This window comes from Hydrogenophaga sp. (genome assembly GCF_051858985.1).
Taxonomy (GTDB): Bacteria; Pseudomonadota; Gammaproteobacteria; order Burkholderiales; family Burkholderiaceae_C; genus Hydrogenophaga.
The window spans coordinates 1,260,077-1,278,534 of record NZ_JBHYGM010000001.1 but is presented as its reverse complement, the minus strand read 5'-3'; the positions used below and the strand labels follow the sequence as shown (position 1 = coordinate 1,278,534).

Annotated in this window: 19 protein-coding genes; 6 read left to right on the top strand and 13 right to left on the bottom strand. The window is 68.0% G+C overall.

All coding sequences use genetic code 11. The features are described 5' to 3' along the window. Positions 1-5 precede the first annotated feature (5 nt). Positions 6-887, bottom strand: coding sequence for a LytTR family DNA-binding domain-containing protein (locus ACTIEY_RS06315; RefSeq protein ID WP_439518226.1), 882 nt, complete (start codon positions 885-887; stop codon positions 6-8). Positions 888-1,026: 139 nt separating this feature from the next. On the opposite strand from ACTIEY_RS06315, the gene ACTIEY_RS06310 reads away from it, so the two are divergent. After that, positions 1,027-2,220, top strand: coding sequence for an acyltransferase family protein (locus ACTIEY_RS06310; protein WP_439518225.1), 1,194 nt, complete (start codon positions 1,027-1,029; stop codon positions 2,218-2,220). Here the strand turns inward: ACTIEY_RS06310 and ACTIEY_RS06305 are convergent. Beyond that, positions 2,150-2,635, bottom strand: a complete 486-nt coding sequence (locus ACTIEY_RS06305) for a glutathione peroxidase (RefSeq protein WP_439518224.1) — start codon at positions 2,633-2,635, stop codon at positions 2,150-2,152. The genes ACTIEY_RS06310 and ACTIEY_RS06305 overlap by 71 nt on opposite strands. 165 nt (positions 2,636-2,800) lie before the next feature. Here ACTIEY_RS06305 and ACTIEY_RS06300 point away from each other — a divergent pair, with 165 nt between their 5' ends. Next, positions 2,801-3,871, top strand: a complete 1,071-nt coding sequence (locus tag ACTIEY_RS06300; RefSeq protein ID WP_439518223.1) for a hypothetical protein — start codon at positions 2,801-2,803, stop codon at positions 3,869-3,871. A gap of 129 nt (positions 3,872-4,000) precedes the next feature. Here the strand turns inward: ACTIEY_RS06300 and lplT are convergent, their stop codons facing one another. Further along, entirely contained in the window at positions 4,001-5,284 is a 1,284-nt protein-coding gene (gene lplT, locus ACTIEY_RS06295) for a lysophospholipid transporter LplT (protein ID WP_439518222.1), read from the bottom strand. A gap of 189 nt (positions 5,285-5,473) precedes the next feature. Here lplT and alr point away from each other — a divergent pair, with 189 nt between their 5' ends. Beyond that, complete coding sequence (gene alr, locus ACTIEY_RS06290) at positions 5,474-6,589, top strand: alanine racemase (RefSeq protein ID WP_439518221.1); 1,116 nt, start codon at positions 5,474-5,476, stop codon at positions 6,587-6,589. A gap of 13 nt (positions 6,590-6,602) precedes the next feature. Here alr and ACTIEY_RS06285 read toward each other — a convergent pair whose 3' ends face one another. From ACTIEY_RS06285 to ACTIEY_RS06265, 5 genes are read right to left on the bottom strand one after another with little or no spacing between them, the layout of a single operon-like run. Further along, positions 6,603-8,144: an ArnT family glycosyltransferase gene (locus ACTIEY_RS06285; protein ID WP_439518220.1), complete on the bottom strand. Its 1,542-nt coding sequence runs from the start codon at positions 8,142-8,144 to the stop codon at positions 6,603-6,605. 3 nt (positions 8,145-8,147) lie between these two features. Then, on the bottom strand, positions 8,148-8,507 hold the full coding sequence (locus ACTIEY_RS06280) for an SMR family transporter (protein WP_439518219.1): 360 nt from the start codon (positions 8,505-8,507) through the stop codon (positions 8,148-8,150). Between the two features lie 25 nt (positions 8,508-8,532). Continuing rightward, the gene (locus ACTIEY_RS06275; RefSeq protein ID WP_439518218.1) at positions 8,533-10,008 is read right to left on the bottom strand and encodes a UbiA family prenyltransferase; all 1,476 of its coding nucleotides are present in this window, start codon (positions 10,006-10,008) and stop codon (positions 8,533-8,535) included. A 50-nt stretch (positions 10,009-10,058) separates the two neighbouring features. Beyond that, positions 10,059-10,454 carry a hypothetical protein gene (locus ACTIEY_RS06270; protein WP_439518217.1) on the bottom strand — a complete coding sequence of 132 codons (396 nt, stop codon included), beginning with the start codon at positions 10,452-10,454 and terminating at the stop codon, positions 10,059-10,061. Next, positions 10,451-10,855 carry a TerB family tellurite resistance protein gene (locus ACTIEY_RS06265; RefSeq protein ID WP_439518216.1) on the bottom strand — a complete coding sequence of 135 codons (405 nt, stop codon included), beginning with the start codon at positions 10,853-10,855 and terminating at the stop codon, positions 10,451-10,453. Before ACTIEY_RS06265 ends, ACTIEY_RS06270 begins: the two co-directional genes overlap by 4 nt. Before the next feature lie 118 nt (positions 10,856-10,973). Between ACTIEY_RS06265 and ACTIEY_RS06260 the strand changes: the two genes are divergently transcribed. After that, on the top strand, positions 10,974-11,861 hold the full coding sequence (locus ACTIEY_RS06260; protein ID WP_439518215.1) for a LysR family transcriptional regulator: 888 nt from the start codon (positions 10,974-10,976) through the stop codon (positions 11,859-11,861). Here ACTIEY_RS06260 and ACTIEY_RS06255 read toward each other — a convergent pair. Then, a complete protein-coding gene (locus tag ACTIEY_RS06255; RefSeq protein ID WP_439518214.1) occupies positions 11,842-12,453 on the bottom strand; it encodes a Pr6Pr family membrane protein in 612 nt (203 codons plus the stop codon). The genes ACTIEY_RS06260 and ACTIEY_RS06255 overlap by 20 nt on opposite strands. Before the next feature lie 62 nt (positions 12,454-12,515). Here ACTIEY_RS06255 and ACTIEY_RS06250 point away from each other — a divergent pair, with 62 nt between their 5' ends. Beyond that, on the top strand, positions 12,516-13,346 hold the full coding sequence (locus tag ACTIEY_RS06250) for a heme-dependent oxidative N-demethylase subunit alpha family protein (protein WP_439518213.1): 831 nt from the start codon (positions 12,516-12,518) through the stop codon (positions 13,344-13,346). Here ACTIEY_RS06250 and ACTIEY_RS06245 read toward each other — a convergent pair whose 3' ends face one another. Genes ACTIEY_RS06245 through ACTIEY_RS06235 form a run of 3 tightly spaced genes read right to left on the bottom strand, consistent with a single transcriptional unit; the run spans position 13,347 to position 16,847 of the window. Beyond that, entirely contained in the window at positions 13,347-14,552 is a 1,206-nt protein-coding gene (locus ACTIEY_RS06245) for an AI-2E family transporter (protein WP_439518212.1), read from the bottom strand. It lies immediately after the preceding gene. Between the two features lie 57 nt (positions 14,553-14,609). Further along, positions 14,610-15,674, bottom strand: a complete 1,065-nt coding sequence (locus ACTIEY_RS06240; RefSeq protein WP_439518211.1) for a hypothetical protein — start codon at positions 15,672-15,674, stop codon at positions 14,610-14,612. A gap of 36 nt (positions 15,675-15,710) precedes the next feature. Next, positions 15,711-16,847: a helix-turn-helix transcriptional regulator gene (locus ACTIEY_RS06235; RefSeq protein WP_439518210.1), complete on the bottom strand. Its 1,137-nt coding sequence runs from the start codon at positions 16,845-16,847 to the stop codon at positions 15,711-15,713. 152 nt (positions 16,848-16,999) lie between these two features. Here ACTIEY_RS06235 and ACTIEY_RS06230 point away from each other — a divergent pair, with 152 nt between their 5' ends. Further along, positions 17,000-17,419 carry a hypothetical protein gene (locus ACTIEY_RS06230; RefSeq protein ID WP_439518209.1) on the top strand — a complete coding sequence of 140 codons (420 nt, stop codon included), beginning with the start codon at positions 17,000-17,002 and terminating at the stop codon, positions 17,417-17,419. Between the two features lie 4 nt (positions 17,420-17,423). Here ACTIEY_RS06230 and ACTIEY_RS06225 read toward each other — a convergent pair whose 3' ends face one another. Further along, positions 17,424-18,374 carry a LysR family transcriptional regulator gene (locus tag ACTIEY_RS06225; RefSeq protein ID WP_439518208.1) on the bottom strand — a complete coding sequence of 317 codons (951 nt, stop codon included), beginning with the start codon at positions 18,372-18,374 and terminating at the stop codon, positions 17,424-17,426. Positions 18,375-18,458: the final 84 nt, after the last annotated feature.

The following is an 18,458-nucleotide window of genomic DNA, read 5'->3' as shown; positions in this document are numbered from 1 at the left end:
CCTGTCTACACCCGCTGCCCCAGGGCGTCCCGGTAGCGTCGGCTGCACGGCACGGTGGCGCCGTCGCGCAGGTGCAGGCGCGCGTCGCCGCTGTCCAGCGGTTCGATCTCGGTGACGTGATCGAGGTTGACCGCGTGGCTGCGGTGCACGCGCACGAAACGCTCGGGGTCGAGCTGCTGCAGGAATTCGGTGAGGGTGGCGCGCAGCAGGTAGTCGTGGCCGTTCACGCGCAGCCCCACGTAGTTGCCCTGGGCCTGCACCCAGGCGATGTCGGCGGCGGCCACCAGAAACTCGCGCCGCAGCTTGCGGACCAGGAAGCGGGTCGGCCGTGTCTCGGGCTGCGGCGCGGCTTCTGCGGCGCCGGGGGCGGGTTCGGGGGCGTCGAGCACGCGTGCTTCGCCGGTGAGGCGCAGCAGGAGGAAGCGGTAACTCAGGATGGCGGCCAGGATCATGGCGTAGGTGCGCACGTCCTTGAGGTATTCGTAGGCGAGCTGCACCGACCAGGGGCCGAAGTCGTAGCGCTCGCCCATCAGGGCGTAGCCGGCCTGGCGCAGCAGCCACATGCCGGCCACGTGCAGTGTGCAGAACGCGCAGCTCGCAAGAAGGTGCATCGGCAGGGCCGTGCGCAGCGTGTCCCAGCGAACCGGAAACCGGCGCTCGAACCACACGACGAGCGGGATCAGCGCGCCGATCACGATCGCGCTGGTGGCTTCCCACATCACCGGTTCCCAGGTTTGAAGCTGCCTGGCGGCCACGCGCTCCAGGTCCATCCAGGTCACCACGCTGTTGAAGCCGGCCTGCAGGCTGAGCACGATTACCCAGAACGCGACCTCAGCCCGGCGGCGAACCGCCAGGTAGCGTGTGAACCAGTCTGTTGCGGGCGCCATGGACGCGAGTCTAGGACCTGTGGGCCGCCCCACCTGTCCACCATTCGTCACAGCTGTCCCGCGAAGCGTCCCAAATCCAGCCGGGTGATGCCCGGGTGCCGGAAGAATCGGCGCCTTCAAGTCTGCTGGAGCGAAACCCATGAACCGCCGACACGACATCGATGCCCTGCGCGCCCTGGCATTTGCCCTGGTCATCGTCTACCACGTGGGCATGTACTACGTGGCCGGATGGCACTGGCACATCAAGAGCCCGCACGCTGCGGAGTGGCTGCAGTGGCCCATGCGCGCCCTCAACCTCTGGCGCATGGACCTCGTGTTCCTGATCTCGGGCATCGCCTTCGGCTTCCTGCGGCGCGGCCTCTCGCCAGCGCGGTTGATCGGCGCGCGCAGTGTGCGCCTGCTCGTTCCCCTGGCGTTCGGCATGGCGGTGGTGGTGCCTTACCAGCCGTATGTGCAGATGCTGGCGCAGGGGCTGATCGACCCTGGCTTTGGTGCGTTCCTGGCGCGCTACTACAGTGGCGGGCCCTGGCCCAGGGGGGCCTTCGACGGCTCGGACTTCGGCGTCACCTGGAACCACCTCTGGTACCTGCCCTACCTGTGGCTGTACACGGTGGTGCTGGCCTTGCTCTCGCCCGCGCTCGACAGCGGGCCCGGCCAGTGGCTGCGGGGCGCGTTCACGCGTTTGCGCGGCGCCGCCCTGCTGGTGCTGCCCGTGCTGCCGCTGGCTGTGTACACGCTCGCGCTGTGGCCGCACTTTCCTCCGACGCACGACCTCATCCACGACGCCTGGCTGCACGCGGTGTACTTCACGCTGTTCCTCTACGGGCACTGGCTCGGTGTGGACGCGGGGCTCTGGGCCGCGCTGCGCCGCCTGCGGTGGATCGCCTTGACGCTGGCCGTGGTCGCGTTCGCGCTGCACGTGGGCTTGCGCACCATGCTCCCCGGCACCGATCCCTTGTGGCGCATGGCGGCGCGGCTGGTGGCCGACGTCTACCTCTGGGCCAGCCTGGTGGCGGTGCTCGGCTGGGCCCACCACGCGCTCAACCGCCCCTGGCCGTGGCTGGCCTGGGCCAACGAATCGGTCTACCCGTGGTACGTGCTGCACCAGACGATCATCATCGCGCTGGCGGTGCTGCTGGCGCCACTCGCGCTCGGGCCGTGGTGGGAGCCCGTGGCGCTGCTGGTGGCCACGGCGCTGGCTTGCTGGCTCATCACCGACGGCCTGGTGCGCCGCGTGGCCTGGTTGCGGCCGCTCTTCGGGCTCAGGCCGCGAGCGCCGCTTCCACGTCCGACCCCAGCTTCTCCGGCGCGTCCTGCGGGGCGTAGCGTTTGACCACGCGGCCGTCCTTGCCGACCAGGAACTTCGTGAAATTCCACTTGATGGCCTTGCTGCCCAGCAGGCCGGGCGCCTCGGCGGTGAGCCACTGGTAGAGCGGGTGGGCGTCGCTGCCGTTCACGTCGACCTTGCTCATCATGGGAAAGCTCACGCCGTAGTTGAGCTGGCAGAAGCTGGCGATCTCGTCGTTGCTGCCCGGGTCCTGGCTGCCGAACTGGTTGCACGGAAAGCCCAGCACCACCAGGCCGCGGTTGCCATAGGTTTGGTGCAGCTTTTCCAGTCCGCCGAACTGGGGCGTAAAACCGCAGGCGCTCGCGGTGTTCACGATCAGCAGGGGCTTGCCTTTGAACTGCGCAAGGGACACCGGCTCGCCGTCGATGGACCGGGCTTCGAAGTCGTAGATGCTGCTCATGGCGGTCTCCTGGGGATAGGGGGGCGGTGCTGGATTGTGGCGCGGGTGCCGAATTGACGACAAAAGTGTCACAGTCCGCCCGCTCAGGTATGGCTTAAAGCTGGCAAATCCGCGTGCATCGCGGGCATACTGCCTCGAAACATTTAAAAACAAACGAGGCAGGTGATGGTGGCATACACAGTCGCGCTGGTGGGCTTCTCACAGGCGGAGTCGTCCACGTTCGAGTCCTTTCTTCGCCTCGCTGCGCGGCGTCCGCCCGGTTACCACGTGCAGGACGAAGTGATGGACGCGCAGATCCTGGTGGTCAACGCCGACAACGCACAGGCCCTGCACCTGGTGCGTTATGCCGACCTGCCCGGCAAGGTGCTGCTGGTGGGCAACACGGACGGCGGTACCGGCTGGCCCCTGCAGCGCAAGCCGGTGCGGCTGGTGAGCGTGCTGGCCGCGCTCGACGGCATCGTGGGTGTCACGGCGGCACCGCCTCCGGCGAAGAAGCGCTCGGGCAACTCCGGCTTTCACGCCACCGAGGCCTACCAGGCGTCCCAGCTCCAGGGGCTGGACGCCAGCATGCGCCGCGCCGGCAGCCGGCGTGGGGCCGACACCGAATTCCCGCCCACCCGCCCCATGCTGCGCGAGACCCCGCCGCGCCCTTCGCCCGCCACCGCCGCCCGCCCGGCGGCCCACGGCGGGCGCACCGGCGTCATGCGCATGACCGATTTCGGCGGCATCGACGACCTGCCGTCGCCCCCCTCGCCAGCCGCCAGGTCCACCAAGGCGCCACGCTCAAGGCTCAGCGCGGACAAGACCGCGCTGCCCATGGCCGAGCTGCCGCGCGGCGACATGCTGCTGGTGGCCGAGAGCCTGGTGGAAGGCCGCATCCTGCTCAAGCGGTTCAAGAAATACGGCCTGTCGGTCGACTGGTCGCGCGAAGCGCCGCAGGCGCTGGTGATGCTCAAGGCGCACCATTACCGGCTGGTGGTGATCGATCGCCTGAAGGGCGAGCCCGACGCCTACCAGATCTGCCGCTCGGCCAAGCAGACCAAGGGCCCAAAGGGCGCGCCGGTGGTGATCATGTTCGCCCCCACGGCCGGCAGCATGGATCGCATGAAAGCGGGCCTGGCCGGCAGCGACGCGTACATGTCGCGCTCGATCGGCGAAGCGGAGCTGTACAAGGTGCTGGCGCAACACCGGCTCGTCAGCCTGGACGGCTTCGCGCCCACCAACGTGGGGTTCTAGGAAGCACCCCCGCCGCGCTGCGCGCGACCCCCTCAAGGGGGCAACACCTGCGGCCCGGCAAAGCCAGTTCCGCGGTGTTTCTGAACTGGCTATTTCATGCGTTGCAACTGCTCTGCAGCGTTGCGGTGTTCATCCATGGAGGTCGTCGCGGCGTGCGATCTCCAGCAGGCGTTCGAGTTCGTGCGGATGGTGCTTCTGGTTGTGGCGGTGCCACAGCGCGATCAGCGCCATGAAGCCGGCCACCAGCACGCCGAAAGCCGTGATGGCTGCAAACGCCGACCAGCCCATGCCGGTGGAAAAGCTGTAGAGCGCGCCCAGGCCCAGGATGCAGGCCTGTTCGTTGAAGTTCTGCACGGCGATCGAACGGCCCGCGCCCATCAGGTTGTGACCCCTGTGCTGCAGCAGGGCATTCATGGGCACCACGAGGAAGCCCCCCAGCCCACCGAGCAGCACGAGGAATGGCGCGGCCACCCACACGTTGTCGATGAAGTTCATCAGGATCACCAGCGCGCCCATGCCGATGCCCAGCGGCATCACGCGCGTGGCCTGGTCCAGCCGCATGCGCATGGAAGCCACCACGGCGCCCACGGCCGTGCCAAGAGCCACCACACCCACCAGCGATGAAGCCTGCGTGGTGGTGTAGCCCAGCGCGGCGCCGGCCCAGGCCAGCACGATGTAGCGCAGGTTGCCCGAGACGCCCCAGAACAAGGTGGTGGTGGCCAGCGAAATCTGGCCCAGACGATCGCGCCAGAGGCGGTTGTTGCAGCGCCAGAAGTCGGGCAGCAGGGCCAGCGGGTTCGCGGGCATGGGTCGCGGTGTCACGCCGGTGAGCGGAATGCGGGTGTTGAACCACGCGGCCAGCGCATACACCAGCATCAGCGTGGCCACCGCAGCCTCGGCCGGACGGTTGATGCCGGTGGCCACAAAGGGCAGGTCGATGGACAGCAGCCAGCCCGAGAGCAGTGGGCCCACCAGCTGGCCTCCCAGCAGAACGCCCAGGATGATCGAGGCAATGGTGAGGCCTTCGATCCAGCCGTTGGCCTTGACCAGTTGCGAGGGCGGCAACAACTCGGTGAGGATGCCGTACTTGGCCGGCGAGTAGGCGGCCGCACCCAGCCCGACCATGGTGTAGGCCAGCAGCGGATGGATGCCGACCAGCATCATCAGGCAGCCCACCAGCTTGATGGCGTTGCTGATGAACATGACCTGGCCCTTGGGCTTCGCGTCCGCGAACGCGCCCACGAAGGGCGCGAGCACCACATAGAACAGCGCAAACAGCGGCACCAGGGCGGCGCTCTGCCATTCCGGTGCGCCACGCGTGCGCAGCAATTCAATGGCCGCCACGAACAGCGCGTTGTCCGCCAGCGAACTGAAGAACTGCGCCGTCATGATGGTGTAGAAGCCGCGCTTCATGGCGATGATTTTGTGTGCCAGGGCGCCTTCGCACAGGCTGGCTGAGCGGGCTGCGCCGGCGGTTTTGTGCGACAGTTGACGGGTGTCTCCAGGGGATGCGGGGTTATAGCACGCTGCCCTGAAAACACCGGCCATCCCGAGTGACACGGCCGACTTCCTCCCGCCCTGCACCGCGACATTCCGCACGCCATGCCCCGTCCCATTCTTGCCACCGTCCACCCCGAGGCCCTGCGCCACAACCTGCAACGCGCCCGCCAGCTGGCGCCCGACGCGCGTGTGTGGGCGGTGGTCAAGGCCAACGCGTATGGCCACGGCATCGAACGCTGTTTCGACGCGCTGCGCAGCGCCGACGGCTTTGCGCTGCTCGATCTGCTGGAGGCAGAACGTGTGCGCGCACTCGGCTGGCGCGGCCCCATCCTGCTGCTGGAAGGCGTTTTCGAGCCCCGCGATCTCGAACTCTGCTCGCGCCTGAACCTGTGGCACACCGTGCACTGCACCGAGCAGATTGACTGGCTCGCTGCCCACAAGACGCAGGTGCCGCACCGGGTGTTCCTCAAGCTCAACAGCGGGATGAACCGGCTGGGCTTCACGCCCGACGTTTTCCGCAGCGCCTGGGCACGGCTCAATGCGCTGCCGCAGGTGGAAGAAATCTCCTTCATGACGCACTTCAGCGACGCCGACGGTCCGCGCGGCATCGCCCACCAGGTGGCGCTCTTCGAGCGCGTCACCGCCGACCTGCCCGGCGAACGCACGCTGAGCAACAGCGCCGCCATCCTGCGCCACGCCGGGGTGCGGCTGGGCGCCCTTGCCCTCGCGGCCGACTGGGTGCGCGAGGGCATTGCGCTGTACGGCAGCGCACCCGACTTTCCGCAGCACAGCGCGGCCGATTGGGACCTCCAGCCGGCCATGACGCTGTCGAGCCGGCTCATCGGCACGCAGTCGCTGCAAGCGGGCGATACCGTGGGTTATGGATCGGCCTTCACCGCCGATGGACCGTTGCGCATCGGCGTGGTGGCTTGCGGCTATGCAGACGGCTACCCGCGCCATGCCGCGCTGGGCACGCCGGTGCTGGTGAACGGCATGGGCACGCGCCTGCTCGGGCGCGTGAGCATGGACATGGTCACCGTGGACCTTTCGCCGCTGGACGCTGCGGGCGTGGCATGCGGCGTGGGCAGCGAAGTGGTGTTGTGGGGCCGCTCGGCCTCGGGCGCCGTGCTGCCGGTCGACGAAGTGGCGGCTTCAGCCGGCACCATCGGCTACGAGCTGATGTGCGCGGTGGCGGCGCGGGTGCCGTTCTCGAACTGAGTCTGGCGCTCGGTCAGGGCCGCCCCGGCGAACACGCCGCGAAGCGGTAGCGTTCGCAGAAAGGGTTGCCCAGCACCGGCAGCCACCGCGGGATGTCGTGGAACTCGCGCGCCACTTCAGCCAGCACCGTGTCGCGGTAGGGCTGGAAACGGAAACCTACGCCGTCCACCGCGAAGAAGGCCACGCCCTCGATGTCGAAGCGGCGTTTGCTCACGCGCTCGAAGTAGGGCGCGAAGTCGGCCAGATCGGGGTCGTCGTAGGCAAAGATGCGCAGGGTTTTGCCGTTGTAGTTGCGGAAGTCGATGATCTGGTCGTCCTGCCGCGCATGGTGCCGACCCACGCCGAACACAGGCACGTACTGGCCGTGGTGGTAGGCGAGCATGCCGGCAGGGTTGTAGGTGCGCGCCATGAGCGTGGCGTCGGTGGGCAGGTCGCGCTGCAGCCCGGCCACCACGGCGGCGGTCTCGCGCAGGAACACCGCGCGGTCGTGGATCTTGAACGGCTGCCACCAGGCCAGTGGCGCCCAGGCGATGGCCGCCACCACCAGCAGGTGGGGCACCGACAAGGCGGCGGTCCAGGCCATGGCGCTGCGCAGGGGCCGGGCGTCCAGGCGCAGGCCCACCCACACCATGAAGAGCGGCACAAACCCCAGCACCCAGTGCAGGCCGATGGTGCGTCGCGTGCTCAGCAACAAGAACACCAGCAGGGGAAAGAGCCACAGCACCGCCAGCGTGCGCGCGGTGGTGGGCGATACACCACGGGCCACGCGGGTTGCCGCACCTCGCCAGAGCAGCCAGGGCGTGAGCAGGTAGACCGCCATGGCGATGTAGACGCCCAAATCTTCCAGCGACCAGTGCGAACCTTCGTTGCGGTTGAACACGTTGAACATCACGTTGCTCCAGCCGTGCGTGGCGTTGAAGGCCACGTTCAGTGCAATGGCCGGCAAGGCGCAGACGAACACGAGAAACGGCGCCCACCAGCGGTCTCGCCGCCAGCCGAAGCAGTGCACGGCGTAGGCAAAGCCCAGCAACGCTGCGAAGTACTTGGAAAGAAAGGCCAGCCCCAGGAACAAGCCCGCCAGGGCGTACCAGCCGCCGCCGTGCGCATTGCTGTCGGCGCGCAGGTAGGCCCAGGCCGAGAGCGCCATGAAGAACACCAGCGGCGTGTCGGTGGTCACCAGGACAAACATCCACGACCACGGCATCACCAGATACACCGCGCCAGCCAGCCAGGCGCTGGCCTCGCGCTCTTCGGGCAGGAAGCGGCGCAGCAGGTCCACGATGCCCAGGGCGATCACGCTGGTGACCAGCAGCGTGAAGCTGCGCAGCACCAGCGGATGCTCGCTGACCTGGCGCAGCACCGCCAGCAGCCAGCCCACCATGGGTGGGTGGTCGGAATAGCCCCAGGCGGGGAACACGCCCCATTGGTAGAAGAAGGTCTCGTCGCCGGTCATGGGGAACCCCGCCGCCAGCACGATCTTGAGCAGCAGCGTGACAGCGAAGGCGCCCCAGAAGATCTGGCGAGAGGTGTGGGCGGAGAACTCGGAGGCGTGCATGACTCAGGCGTCGAGCGAAAGCAAAGACACGCCGACCACGATCAGCGTGCAGCCGGCCACGCGCAGCCACGAGAACGGCTCGCCCAGCCAGAGCACCCCCAGGGCCAGCGTGATCACGAAGCCCAGGCTCACCAGCGGGTAGGCCACGCTCACGTGCAGGCGCGAGAGCACCCAGAGCCACAACACGGCGCTCACGCCGTACAGCACCAGCCCGAGCCAGACCATGGGGCTGGTGAGTGCGTGCAGGTAGGTGGCGCCCACGTCCGCGCCGGCCGGCGTGCCCATGCCGCGCTTCATGGCGATCTGGGCGGCGGAAGACAGCAGCACGCAGAACACCGCGAGGGCGAGGGCAATGGATTTCATGGCGATGCGTTCTCTTGAGGCGTGTTCAGAAGCCGACCGTGGCCGTGAGCCCGATGCCCGCCATGGCCATCAACGTCACCCAGCTGAACGGATCGCGCAGCGCAAACTGCAGCGGGTCTTCGCCGCGCAACTCGCGCCGGCCGGTCTTGAGCCAGATGCGCATCACCCACAGCAGCAGCACCGGGGCCGCCCCCCACAGCCACTCAGGCTGGCGGTACAGCGCCAGGCTGTTCTGGCTGTCGATGTACAGCGTGAGCACCATCACCGCCAGGAAACCGCTGGCCATGCCCATGGCCCGCAGCGACGACAGGTCGCGCTGCTGGTAGCCGCGGCCCGGCGCCAGCTGGACGTTGTCGTCGTCCAGTTCCTCGAGTTCCGCACAGCGCTTGACCAGCGCCAGGCTGAGGAACAGGAAGATCGAGATCGCGAGCAGCCAGTTGGACAGATCCACGCCGGCGGCCACCGCGCCCGCGCCGATGCGAAGCGTGTACAGCCCGGAGAGCACCAGCACGTCGATCAACGCCAGCCGCTTGAGCACCATGGAGTAGGCCAGGGTGGTGGCGGTGTAGGCCAGCAACAGCGCGGCGAAAGCGCTCGACACGGAGAACGCGAGGACGAGGGCCAGCGCCATCATCACCACGCCGAGCAGCACTGCGGTGGGAATGGCGATGGCGGCCGAGGCCAGTGGACGGTGGCGCTTGATGCGGTGCACGCGGTCGTTGGGCAGGTCCAGCAAGTCGTTGAACAGGTACGTGGCCGACGCGCAGAGGCCGAACGCGAGAAAGGCCAGCGCCACCATGGCCCAGCGGTGGGGATCGAGGGAGTGGGCGGCGAGCAAGGGCACGAACAGCAGGGCGTTCTTGGACCACTGCTTCAAGCGAATGGCGCGCAGCACGGTGAGCAGGCTCAGGCGCTGACGCTCGAACACGCGCGCCTGCGGGTGCAGTTGCTGGAGCCGGGCCAGCACCGCGGGCGGCGCGTTCACCGCCACGGCCTGCGCGCTGCCCTCCCACACCGCCAGGTCGTCCCGACTGTTGCCGGCGTAGGCCCAGCGGGTGTGCTGGCCGGCCACGGCATGCGCCTCGATCGCGGCGCGTTTGTGGCGCCGGCTCAGGTTGAGGCCATCGCCCCGGGCGTTGGTACCCAGGGTGTCGTGGAACAGCTTGAGGTGCGACGCCACCTCGCGCACGATGCGCACATCGGCCGCGCTGGCCAGCACCAGCTTGCGGCCGCGCGCGCGCTCCTCGCGCAGGAACTGCACGAAGCGCTCGTTGTAAGGAAGGCGGGCCGGGTCGGGCCGCACCGCGCCGGCCAGGCGCTGCTTGAACCCGGCCTTGCCCAGCAGCAGCCAAGCCAGCATGCGCAGCAGGTTGAGCGGGTTGCGCCGGATGAACAGCATCACCGATTCGTACAGCGTGTCGCTGGGCGTGAGCGTGCCGTCCAGGTCCACATAGAGTGGACAGGTCTCGGAGGAGGGAACGTGGGTGGCGAAAGGCGTCAAGCGGTGGGTCCGTGAAGGGTTGGGCCGATTTTAGGGGTCGGCCCCCTGCTTCACCCAGTTCGCTGGACGCTCCCCGGCGTGCGCAGCTTGCCCGCGAACCAGTGCAAGGCGACCGCGGGCACCAGCAGGCACACCATGCCGAGGGCCCAGGCGGTCCACACCAGGGGCGTGACCCAGTCCATCAAACCGCTGCTGGAGGGCAGGACCTGGCCGAGCCACTGCACCAGCCCGAGCCAGGCGCCCTGCATGGTCGTCACCCAGGCGGGGTCGACCCAGAGCGCCAGCCAGGCCGGCACCGGCCATTGCCCCGCTGCGGTGGCCACATCGGTCACCTGCCCCGATCCGGCCATGCCCAGCAGCCATTCGGTGATCTCCACCGATGCTGCGGCCAGCCCCGTCCAGCACAGCGCGAGCAGGCCGAAAACACCCCAGATCAGCGCCTTCATGACAGCGCTCCGGCGGGTTGCTCGCGCCACGCGCGGGTGAGGGCGTCGAGCAGGGCCGCCTCGCCATCGGCCTCGTGTCCATCCGCCTGCACCACGGCGTGGCACAGCGCCACGATGCGCGCGCGCAGGGCAGGGTCTCGCACCTCGTCCAGCAGTTGCTGACGGCTGGCTTCATCCATGCGGGCCGAACCGGTCCATTCGCCGTGGGCGGCTGCAAGAAGATCGGTGCAAAAAGTCTCGATCACTTCCTTGAACGCTTCGGGAGAGAGGCCGAGCTGACTCGATGCGTTGAGGCGGTCGAGTGCGCGCAGCTCCGTGAACGAGTAGTTGCCATCAGCGACCAGGGCCATGGCAAGCAGGCGAGCAGCCGCCGAAGGGCTGTCGGTCGGGTACGAACGCATGGTCGTGTCCTTTCTGGGTGGTTGAGCGTGCCCCGAAGGGCAAAGCCGCGAGTCTATGGAAAGATGGTCTTCGGAAAAAGCAGAAAATCATGGAACAACCATCAGTCAAAGACGAACCATGAGCCAGGAACTGAACTACAAGCACCTGTACTACTTCTGGGTCGCGGCCAAAGAGGGCGGCATGTCGCATGCGGCGGCGCGGCTGGGCATGGCGGTGCAGACCGTGAGCGCGCAGGTGCGTCTGCTGGAGCAGTCGTTAGGCCATGCGCTGTTCAAGCCCTCCGGGCGCGGTCTGGTGCTCACCGAATCGGGGCGCATCGCGCTGGATCGCGCCGAGCAGATCTTTCAGCTGGGCGAACAACTGCACACGGCGTTGGGCGAGGCGGCGAGTGAAACGCGCGTGCGCCTGGTGGTGGGCATCTCCGACGGTTTGCCCAAGCTGGCCGTGCGCGATCTGCTCTCACCCGCCCTGGCCGAGCCCAACCTGCGCCTGCTCTGCCATGAGGACGATTTCGAAGACCTGCTGGCCGCTCTTGCGTTGCACCGCCTGGACGTGGTGCTCTCGGACCGACCGGCGCCCGCCAACCCGAACCTGCGGCTCTACAGCCATGCGCTGGGCTCTTCACCGCTGGGCTGGTACGCGCCTCGTGAGTGGCTGGCCCAGGCCCGGCGCGGGTTTCCGCACAGCCTGGCCCAGGTGCCCGTGCTCCTGCCCACCGCGCACGCCTCCGTGCGGCTGCGCATCGACCAGTGGTTCGAGCGGCACGGTGTGGCGCCACGGGTGGTGGGTGAGTTCGAGGACAGCGCCCTGCTCGCCACCTTCGGCGCCTCCGGCATGGGCGTGTTTCCCGCCGCCGAGCGCATGCGGGATGCGCTGGCCCGGGGCTACGGCCTGAAGTGGTTCGCCCCTTGCGACGGCGTCCAGGAGCACTTCTACGCCATCGGCACAGCACGCAAGGTGCAGCACCCGCTGGTGCAGCGCCTGCTCAGTTCGGAACCCGCCTGAGCCGCCAGCGCGCCACCGCCACGAAACCCATGCCCATGAGCAGGAACGCCGCCAGCAGGCCGAGCGCGTTCACGAGGCTCTGTGCGTAGCCGAGGGCCATCACGTCGATGAAAGGATAGGGGTAGCTCTGGAGCCAGTGGCCCCGCAGCAGCGCATAGACCAGGTAGGCCAGAGGCCATGCCGCCCACACCGCGGGCGCGTGCCACGCATGGCGCACGGGCGGCACCACCCACCACCAGTGCAGCACGCAGAGCAGGGGTGTGGCGTAGTGCAGCGTGACATCGGCGATCCATTGAAGACCTTGCGGATTCCACACATGGCGAAGCAGCAGGTGGTAGGCCAGGCCCACCAGGGCGATGCTCACCGCCACGCCCGTGGCCACGCCGGGTGATCGGAGCGCGCGCGCGGGCACCGACAGGCTCACGGCCACGAGCAGGTTGGTGAGCACGGTGAAGTAGCCAAAGTAGATGAGCAGTGCGCCCGCCACCGTGCCGCCTTGCGACAGCACCAGGCGGATGGTGAGCGCCAGCTGGAGCAACAGGCCGAACCAGGCCACCAGGGCCACCAGCCGGGTGAGCGCGGGTGTATTCATGGACTGGATTGTGGGCGCAAAGTGGCGCCAATCACCCCGCGTTGCCGAGCGAAGATCGCGGCATGTCCGTGTTCACACCCGCCCATCTCATCCCCTGGACCGTGTCAGCGCCATTCCGCATGCAGCCCGGACTGCAGCGTCTGGCCTCCACCCCGGATCTCTTCCTGCGCGATGCGCGGGCTGACGCGTACGCGGCGGCCAAACGAACCGTGCTGGACAAGGGAGGCCTGCCCGCGCTGCTGGGCGACACGGAACCGGCGGTGCTGGAGGCGATGGCGCGAGCGTACGAAGCACAGACCGGCGTGCGCCTCCCGGCCGCGGCTGAAGCGCTGGCGCTGGGCATGCAGGAAGACTTCGTGGTGCTGCACGACGAGCCTGATGGCATGCGCGCACGCCTGTTGGTAGTGTGCTTTCCCTCCAGTTGGGATCCAGCCGCCAAGCAGGGCCTGGACTTCAAGGCCATCCACGCGCCCGTGGCCGACAACGCGCTGCTGCAGGCTGGCGCTGCGGGCATCGTGAACCTGGCGTTTCGACAGACACCGATGTTGCGCCACGTGTGGCTGCTGACGCCCGACGGGAGTCTGTCGCAACACCCGAAAGGGCCCCGCAGGCCGTGGGCCGATGCGCTGGCGTCAGACGATGGCATGGCGTTGCTCGATCGGGTTTTCTTCCGCGTGGAGCGTCAGACCACGCTGCCCTTGCCCAAGCTCGGGCGGGCCGTGTTCTTCATTTGCGTGATGGTGTGCCCGCTGGGAGAGGTGCTGCGCGTGGCACCCGGACGCGCCGCCGAACTGCACGACGCGCTGGCCTCGATGAGCGATGCCGTGGTGACCTATCGCGGCATGCACACCGCGCGCGCAGGGCTGTTGAAAGCCTTGAGGGAAGCCACTTGATCAGGGCTTGATGTCGCCGCTGGTGTCGACCGTGCGGGCGGCCGCCGGATCGGCCGTGGCTTCAGCGTGGGCCACCGCGGCGGCGGCGGCCGCTGCCCGGGAACGTGTGGTGGTCTGGATGCCCCAGACCGCCACGAACATCGCCGCAATCACAGGCCCGACGACGAAGCCGTTGATGCCCATGACCGCGATGCCGCCAATGGTGCTGATCAACACCAGGTAGTCGGGCATGCCGGTGTCCTTGCCTACCAGCAACGGGCGCAGCAGGTTGTCGACCAGGCCGATCACCATCACGCCATAGGCCACCAGCGCGATGGCCCAGACGGTTTCTCCTGAGGCGAACAGCCAGATGGCGACCGGGCCCCACACCAGTCCGGCGCCTACAGCGGGCAGCAAGGAAAGGATCGCCATGAGCACGGCCCACAGCAACGCGGCGTTGATACCGATCACCCAGAAGGCCAGGCCGCCGAGCGCACCCTGCACCAGCGCCACCACCAGGTTGCCCTTGACGGTGGCACGCAACACCGTGCCGAATTGCTGCAGCAGTTCCTGCTTGTCTTCGGGCGGCAGGGGAATCGCGGTTCGGATGGCGCGCACGATCGAGGTGCCGTCGCGCACCAGGAAGAAGGCCAGGTACAGCGCGACGAACAGGCTGACGACGATGCCCAGCACGTCCTGGCCGAAGTTCACGGTCTGCGAGGCGATGATCTGACTGCCCTGCGTGAGCGCCTCGGTGAGCTTGCGCACCAGCAGGTCGAAATTGCCCAGCCCGAATCGGTCCAGCAGGTCATTGATCCACTCGGGCAGCGCGTTGAAGATGCCCCGCAAGGTGACGGCCGGCCGGAGCTCACCCGATTCGATGCGCGCATAGAGCTGGGCCGCTTCACGCGCCAGCGAGGCACCCACCAGCACCGCCGGCAGCACCACCACCACCAGGGCGGCGAACATCGTGGTGAGTGCCGCCAGATTGCGGCGCTGCTTCATGCGCGGCAGCAGCCAGCGGTTCAACGGGGCAAAGAGCAGCGCAATGATCACGCCCCAGAGCACCGTGCCGTAGAACGGCAGCAGGATCCAGACGAAAGCCACCGACACGCCCACCAGCAACACCCGCAGCATCAGGGAGCCCGAGATCGCCGCCACCGGGGGCGGCGCAACGGACGTCGCGCTGGGCGTTGGTTTTGGGGGGTCCTGGACAGGATCGGTCATGGGGTCGGTCGGAAGTGGAAGTCGCGCCAAGTATGCGATACGTGGGCAGTCACCAGTTCAGGGGCTGCTGTGCACGAATGTTTCCTGCGACGGCATGTCGCCGGGGCGCTGGAACACGACCATCACCGCCATCACCGGGCCTTCCTGGGCCGCCTTCACGCGCCGGTAGTCCGGCATCACGCAGCCGTCGCCGCGCTCGCCCTCCTGAACGGAGTTCCCCATGGCGATGTAGCTGGGTTTGCCGACATCGTTGCGGTAGAGCGCGAAGTGCACCCGGGTGCGGGGCACGGGCACAGGGAGGTTGAAGCCGTCGGGGCGAAACGTGACGGCGAAATCCGTGCTGGACGCACTGCCCACGTCGGGTCTGTGCTCGGCCATGCCCTTGCGGCCATCGGCGTCGGTCCAGTGCAGGCGCAGGTGCGGCGTGCCTTCCCGCGCAGACCACAACAGGTGCAGGTCGGCGCCATTCTGGCAGTAGCCAGGGTGTGTGCGAGCGGTCATGTCTTCCCAGAGTTCGCCCACACGCTCGTCCACGCGCGTCAGCCGCAGACCAACAGGCGCCCGCAGCGATTGAGCAAACACGTTGCCCGCCTTCGGCAGCTCAAAGCGTTGCACTGGCTGCACCGTATGGGCCAGCTTCGCCGGCGGACCTGGGTTTCGCGGGTTGTCCTGCAGGTGGCGCGCGGCCTTCTCCAGCGGCTCCACCGCGGAAAACACGGCCATCGCCGGCAGGGCCAGCACCAGCAGACCACTTAGCGACAGCGCCACGCACTCCCCCACGGTCAACGCGGGGTTCTGCAAGCGCCCCAGCCCCAGGTGGGTGCCGAGCCAGATCAGCGGCGCTACGGTGAGAAGCAGCCCGTAGAAAACCGCCAGGCCCTCCATGCCCGACACCGAATTCGCAGGCAAGACCACGGCCAGGGCGGCGACAGGCCCCGCCACCAGCGAGGCGAAACGCACCACCGCCCAGCTGCCTCCCTTGCCCTGTGCGCGCATGAATCGGTATTCCAGCCAGAGCACCAGCAGCATCACAGTGACGACCACGGCGGCGGCGATCGTCCAGTCCCGCTGCGTCTGCGCTGGCAGGGCAGTCAGGGCACCAATCAGTTGCAACGGGTCCATGGGCAAGCGGCAAGTGGCGACGACGGCATCGTACGCTCAGTGCGGCATGGACAGATCGCGCAGGAGGCGCGAGAGCAACTGGGCCTGGCTTTGCACGCCCACCTTGAGGAACACCCTCTTGAGCGTGGTGCGGGCCGTTTCATAGGTGGTCCCGGCCGCCTGTGCCGCCGCGCGCAGGTTCAGGCCATGGAGCAGTCCGGTCACCAGCCGCGTTTCCGAGGGCGTGCAGCCGTAGAGCTGCCGCAACAGGCCGGGGGCGGCCGGGTCGTTCACTTCCGTGCGTGTGGCGGTGAGCAGGGCCAGCGGCCGGCGGGGCAGGTAGCCCCCACCACTCGGGGCCGGAGTGGCCTGCAGGCACAGTGTGGTGGGGCCTTCCCGCAGCCAGACGGTCTGCATGGCGCTCGCCGCATGCTGCGTGGGCGAAGCCGCTGCAGCCACCAGCGCACGCAATCGGGTTTGTGCCTGGGCTGAGGTGGCACAGATTCGCCCATTGCGCTGGCGCAGACCCGCGCAGGCGCGCAGCAGTGCTTCCATGGCACGGTTCGCATGCACCACACGAAGGTCCGCATCGACCAGTGCCACGCCATGGTGCAGGCCATCGAGTGCAGACCACCCCGGGCCAGAGGCTTCAGTGCGTTCGAGCCGCACCGCCATGCGCAGCGCGCGGGTCATGTGCCGGCTCATGCGTTCGAAGGCAGCCACCTCGCCCGCGTCGAACGTGGGCATGCCGGGCGCGCGCAACAGGGTGACGTTGGCCACCACGCCCTCCTCGGCGAACAGCGTGTTGCCCAGCGTGTAGCGGAAATCCTGCGGACGCATCCACTCGTTGTAATAGGCCGAGCGGTAGAGGGCCTGGTCATCGCGCAGGAAGGCGTGCAGGCGTTCGTTGGTGCGCACCACGCCAGGGCGGTGCAGTCGCTCGCTGAGTTCTATCCAGGGGTTGTCGGGGGCGAAGTACAGGGCGTCGAACGCAGCGAGCCAGCGCGGCGCGATGCCCTCGAGCGCGACCGGTCGAACACGCCCGGTGGGCTTGTCCAGAAAGTAGAAGGTTTGCGCATTCGAGGGAAACGCCTGGGCAGCCAGCCGCATCGCCTCGGCCCAGGCGCCGGGCTCGAACACCGTGCGGTAGACGGTGTCGGTCAGCGACTCTTCCAGATCGGCACGCATGGACACGGAAGGGATGAATGAAGGTGGCTGGGTTTGCCGCGCGCTCCCAATTGGGAGATGCGCACGGTGCGTGACTTGTCTACGCTGGGTCCGTTCCCCGCATTCTGGAGCGTCCCGGCCATGACGACCAGTCTTTCTGCATTCTTCAGGAGTTGCCCATGTCCCTGACCACACTTTCCGGCGTCGTCACCGGCATCCGCCACTCGACCGAAACCGTCGGCCAGATCGGCAAGAACGGAGGCTCGGTCCAGACCGGTCAGGTGATGGCCTTCCGGGTCGACGAGCGTTCCGCGCAGATCAAGCTCAAGGACATGCCCGACCTGCGCGACGGCGAGCGCGTCACCCTGGCAGGTCGCGCCAAGAACGGCACCTTCCGCGCGCTGGCCTTGCGCAATGACCAGACGCGTGCCGTCTACGCCACCGCCGCCTGGCCGGGTTACGTCATCGGAGGCATCCTGGTCGCGCTGGGCATCCCGCTGAGCCTCATGATCATCGGCCTGCCCTTCCTGGTGGTCGGGCTGTACACGCTGTACCAGGCCTACAGCTACGCGCGAGCGGAGAAGATGCTCCAGGGATGAGGGTTCAGCTTCGCACCCCGAAGCCCTCCGCCCACACCACCCGCAACCAGGCCACGAACGCCGAGACCGAGCGCGGCACGTGGCTGGCGTACGGCCGGATGGCGTAGATCTGCGTGCTGAAGGTTCCCACCGAAGCCCAGCCGGGCAGCACCTCCACCAGCTTGCCCGACTGCAGTGCCGCCTGCGCGCTGAAATCGGGCAGCAGCGCGATGCCCAGGCCGGTGATGGCGGCGTCGCGCAACGCCTCGCTGTTATTGGCGCAGAACGGACCTGAGACCGGAATGGTGACGCGCTGGCGTGGTGCCTTGCGGCGTCCCTCGGGCGGCATGAAATGCCAGGCGGGCGTGTCCTGCGCGCGCGGGTAGTGCAGGCAGTCGTGCTGGGCCAGATCGGGTGGTGCCGCGGGCGTGCCATTGCGCCGAAGGTAGTCGCGGCTGGCCACCAGCACCGAGCGCGTGCTGCACAGGGGCCAGGCCACGTGTGTGTCTGGCGGGGATGCCGTGTGCCGGATGGCGAGGTCGAAGCCTTCGGTGGCCAGCGCGTTCAGGCGATCCGACAGGTCGAGTTCGAGCCGCACCTGGGGATGCGCGCGCAGGAACTCGGCCACTCGGGGAACCAGCTGCTGGCGCGCAAAGGCCACGGGCGCCGTGACGCGCACGAGGCCGGCCGGTTCGTCAGCGAGGTCGCGCACGCTGGAGAAGCTTTGCGCAATGCGCTCGAACGGTTCGCGCAGGCCCTCCACCAGTTGCTGGCCCGCTTCGGTCAGGCGCACGCTGCGCGTGGTGCGCTGCACCAAGGGCACGCCCGCGGCGCGTTCCAGCTCGGTGACGCGCTGGCTCATGGCCGCCTTGCTCACGCCCAGCCGCTGTGCGGCGGCGGTGTAGCTGCCTTGCTGCGCCAGCACGGTGAGCCAGTGCAGGTGCGCCCAGAGATCTTCGATTTTTTTGTCGTTCATGTGGGCATTGTTCACCAGATTGAACAATCAGTTCAAGCACAGACACTAGGCGAGCGCGGTTGCGCTGCCTAAACTGGCCATCTT

Excerpts from the sequence above, each read along its gene's own strand:
- ACTIEY_RS06315 (WP_439518226.1), bottom strand. The coding sequence starts at position 887 with ATGGCGCCCGCAACAGACTGGTTCACACGCTACCTGGCGGTTCGCCGC.
- ACTIEY_RS06310 (WP_439518225.1), top strand. The coding sequence starts at position 1,027 with ATGAACCGCCGACACGACATCGATGCCCTGCGCGCCCTGGCATTTGCC.
- ACTIEY_RS06305 (WP_439518224.1), bottom strand. The coding sequence starts at position 2,635 with ATGAGCAGCATCTACGACTTCGAAGCCCGGTCCATCGACGGCGAGCCG.
- ACTIEY_RS06300 (WP_439518223.1), top strand. The coding sequence starts at position 2,801 with ATGGTGGCATACACAGTCGCGCTGGTGGGCTTCTCACAGGCGGAGTCG.
- lplT (WP_439518222.1), bottom strand. The coding sequence starts at position 5,284 with ATGAAGCGCGGCTTCTACACCATCATGACGGCGCAGTTCTTCAGTTCG.
- alr (WP_439518221.1), top strand. The coding sequence starts at position 5,474 with ATGCCCCGTCCCATTCTTGCCACCGTCCACCCCGAGGCCCTGCGCCAC.
- ACTIEY_RS06285 (WP_439518220.1), bottom strand. The coding sequence starts at position 8,144 with ATGCACGCCTCCGAGTTCTCCGCCCACACCTCTCGCCAGATCTTCTGG.
- ACTIEY_RS06280 (WP_439518219.1), bottom strand. The coding sequence starts at position 8,507 with ATGAAATCCATTGCCCTCGCCCTCGCGGTGTTCTGCGTGCTGCTGTCT.
- ACTIEY_RS06270 (WP_439518217.1), bottom strand. The coding sequence starts at position 10,454 with ATGAAGGCGCTGATCTGGGGTGTTTTCGGCCTGCTCGCGCTGTGCTGG.
- ACTIEY_RS06265 (WP_439518216.1), bottom strand. The coding sequence starts at position 10,855 with ATGCGTTCGTACCCGACCGACAGCCCTTCGGCGGCTGCTCGCCTGCTT.
- ACTIEY_RS06260 (WP_439518215.1), top strand. The coding sequence starts at position 10,974 with ATGAGCCAGGAACTGAACTACAAGCACCTGTACTACTTCTGGGTCGCG.
- ACTIEY_RS06255 (WP_439518214.1), bottom strand. The coding sequence starts at position 12,453 with ATGAATACACCCGCGCTCACCCGGCTGGTGGCCCTGGTGGCCTGGTTC.
- ACTIEY_RS06250 (WP_439518213.1), top strand. The coding sequence starts at position 12,516 with ATGTCCGTGTTCACACCCGCCCATCTCATCCCCTGGACCGTGTCAGCG.
- ACTIEY_RS06245 (WP_439518212.1), bottom strand. The coding sequence starts at position 14,552 with ATGACCGATCCTGTCCAGGACCCCCCAAAACCAACGCCCAGCGCGACG.
- ACTIEY_RS06240 (WP_439518211.1), bottom strand. The coding sequence starts at position 15,674 with ATGGACCCGTTGCAACTGATTGGTGCCCTGACTGCCCTGCCAGCGCAG.
- ACTIEY_RS06230 (WP_439518209.1), top strand. The coding sequence starts at position 17,000 with ATGTCCCTGACCACACTTTCCGGCGTCGTCACCGGCATCCGCCACTCG.
- ACTIEY_RS06225 (WP_439518208.1), bottom strand. The coding sequence starts at position 18,374 with ATGAACGACAAAAAAATCGAAGATCTCTGGGCGCACCTGCACTGGCTC.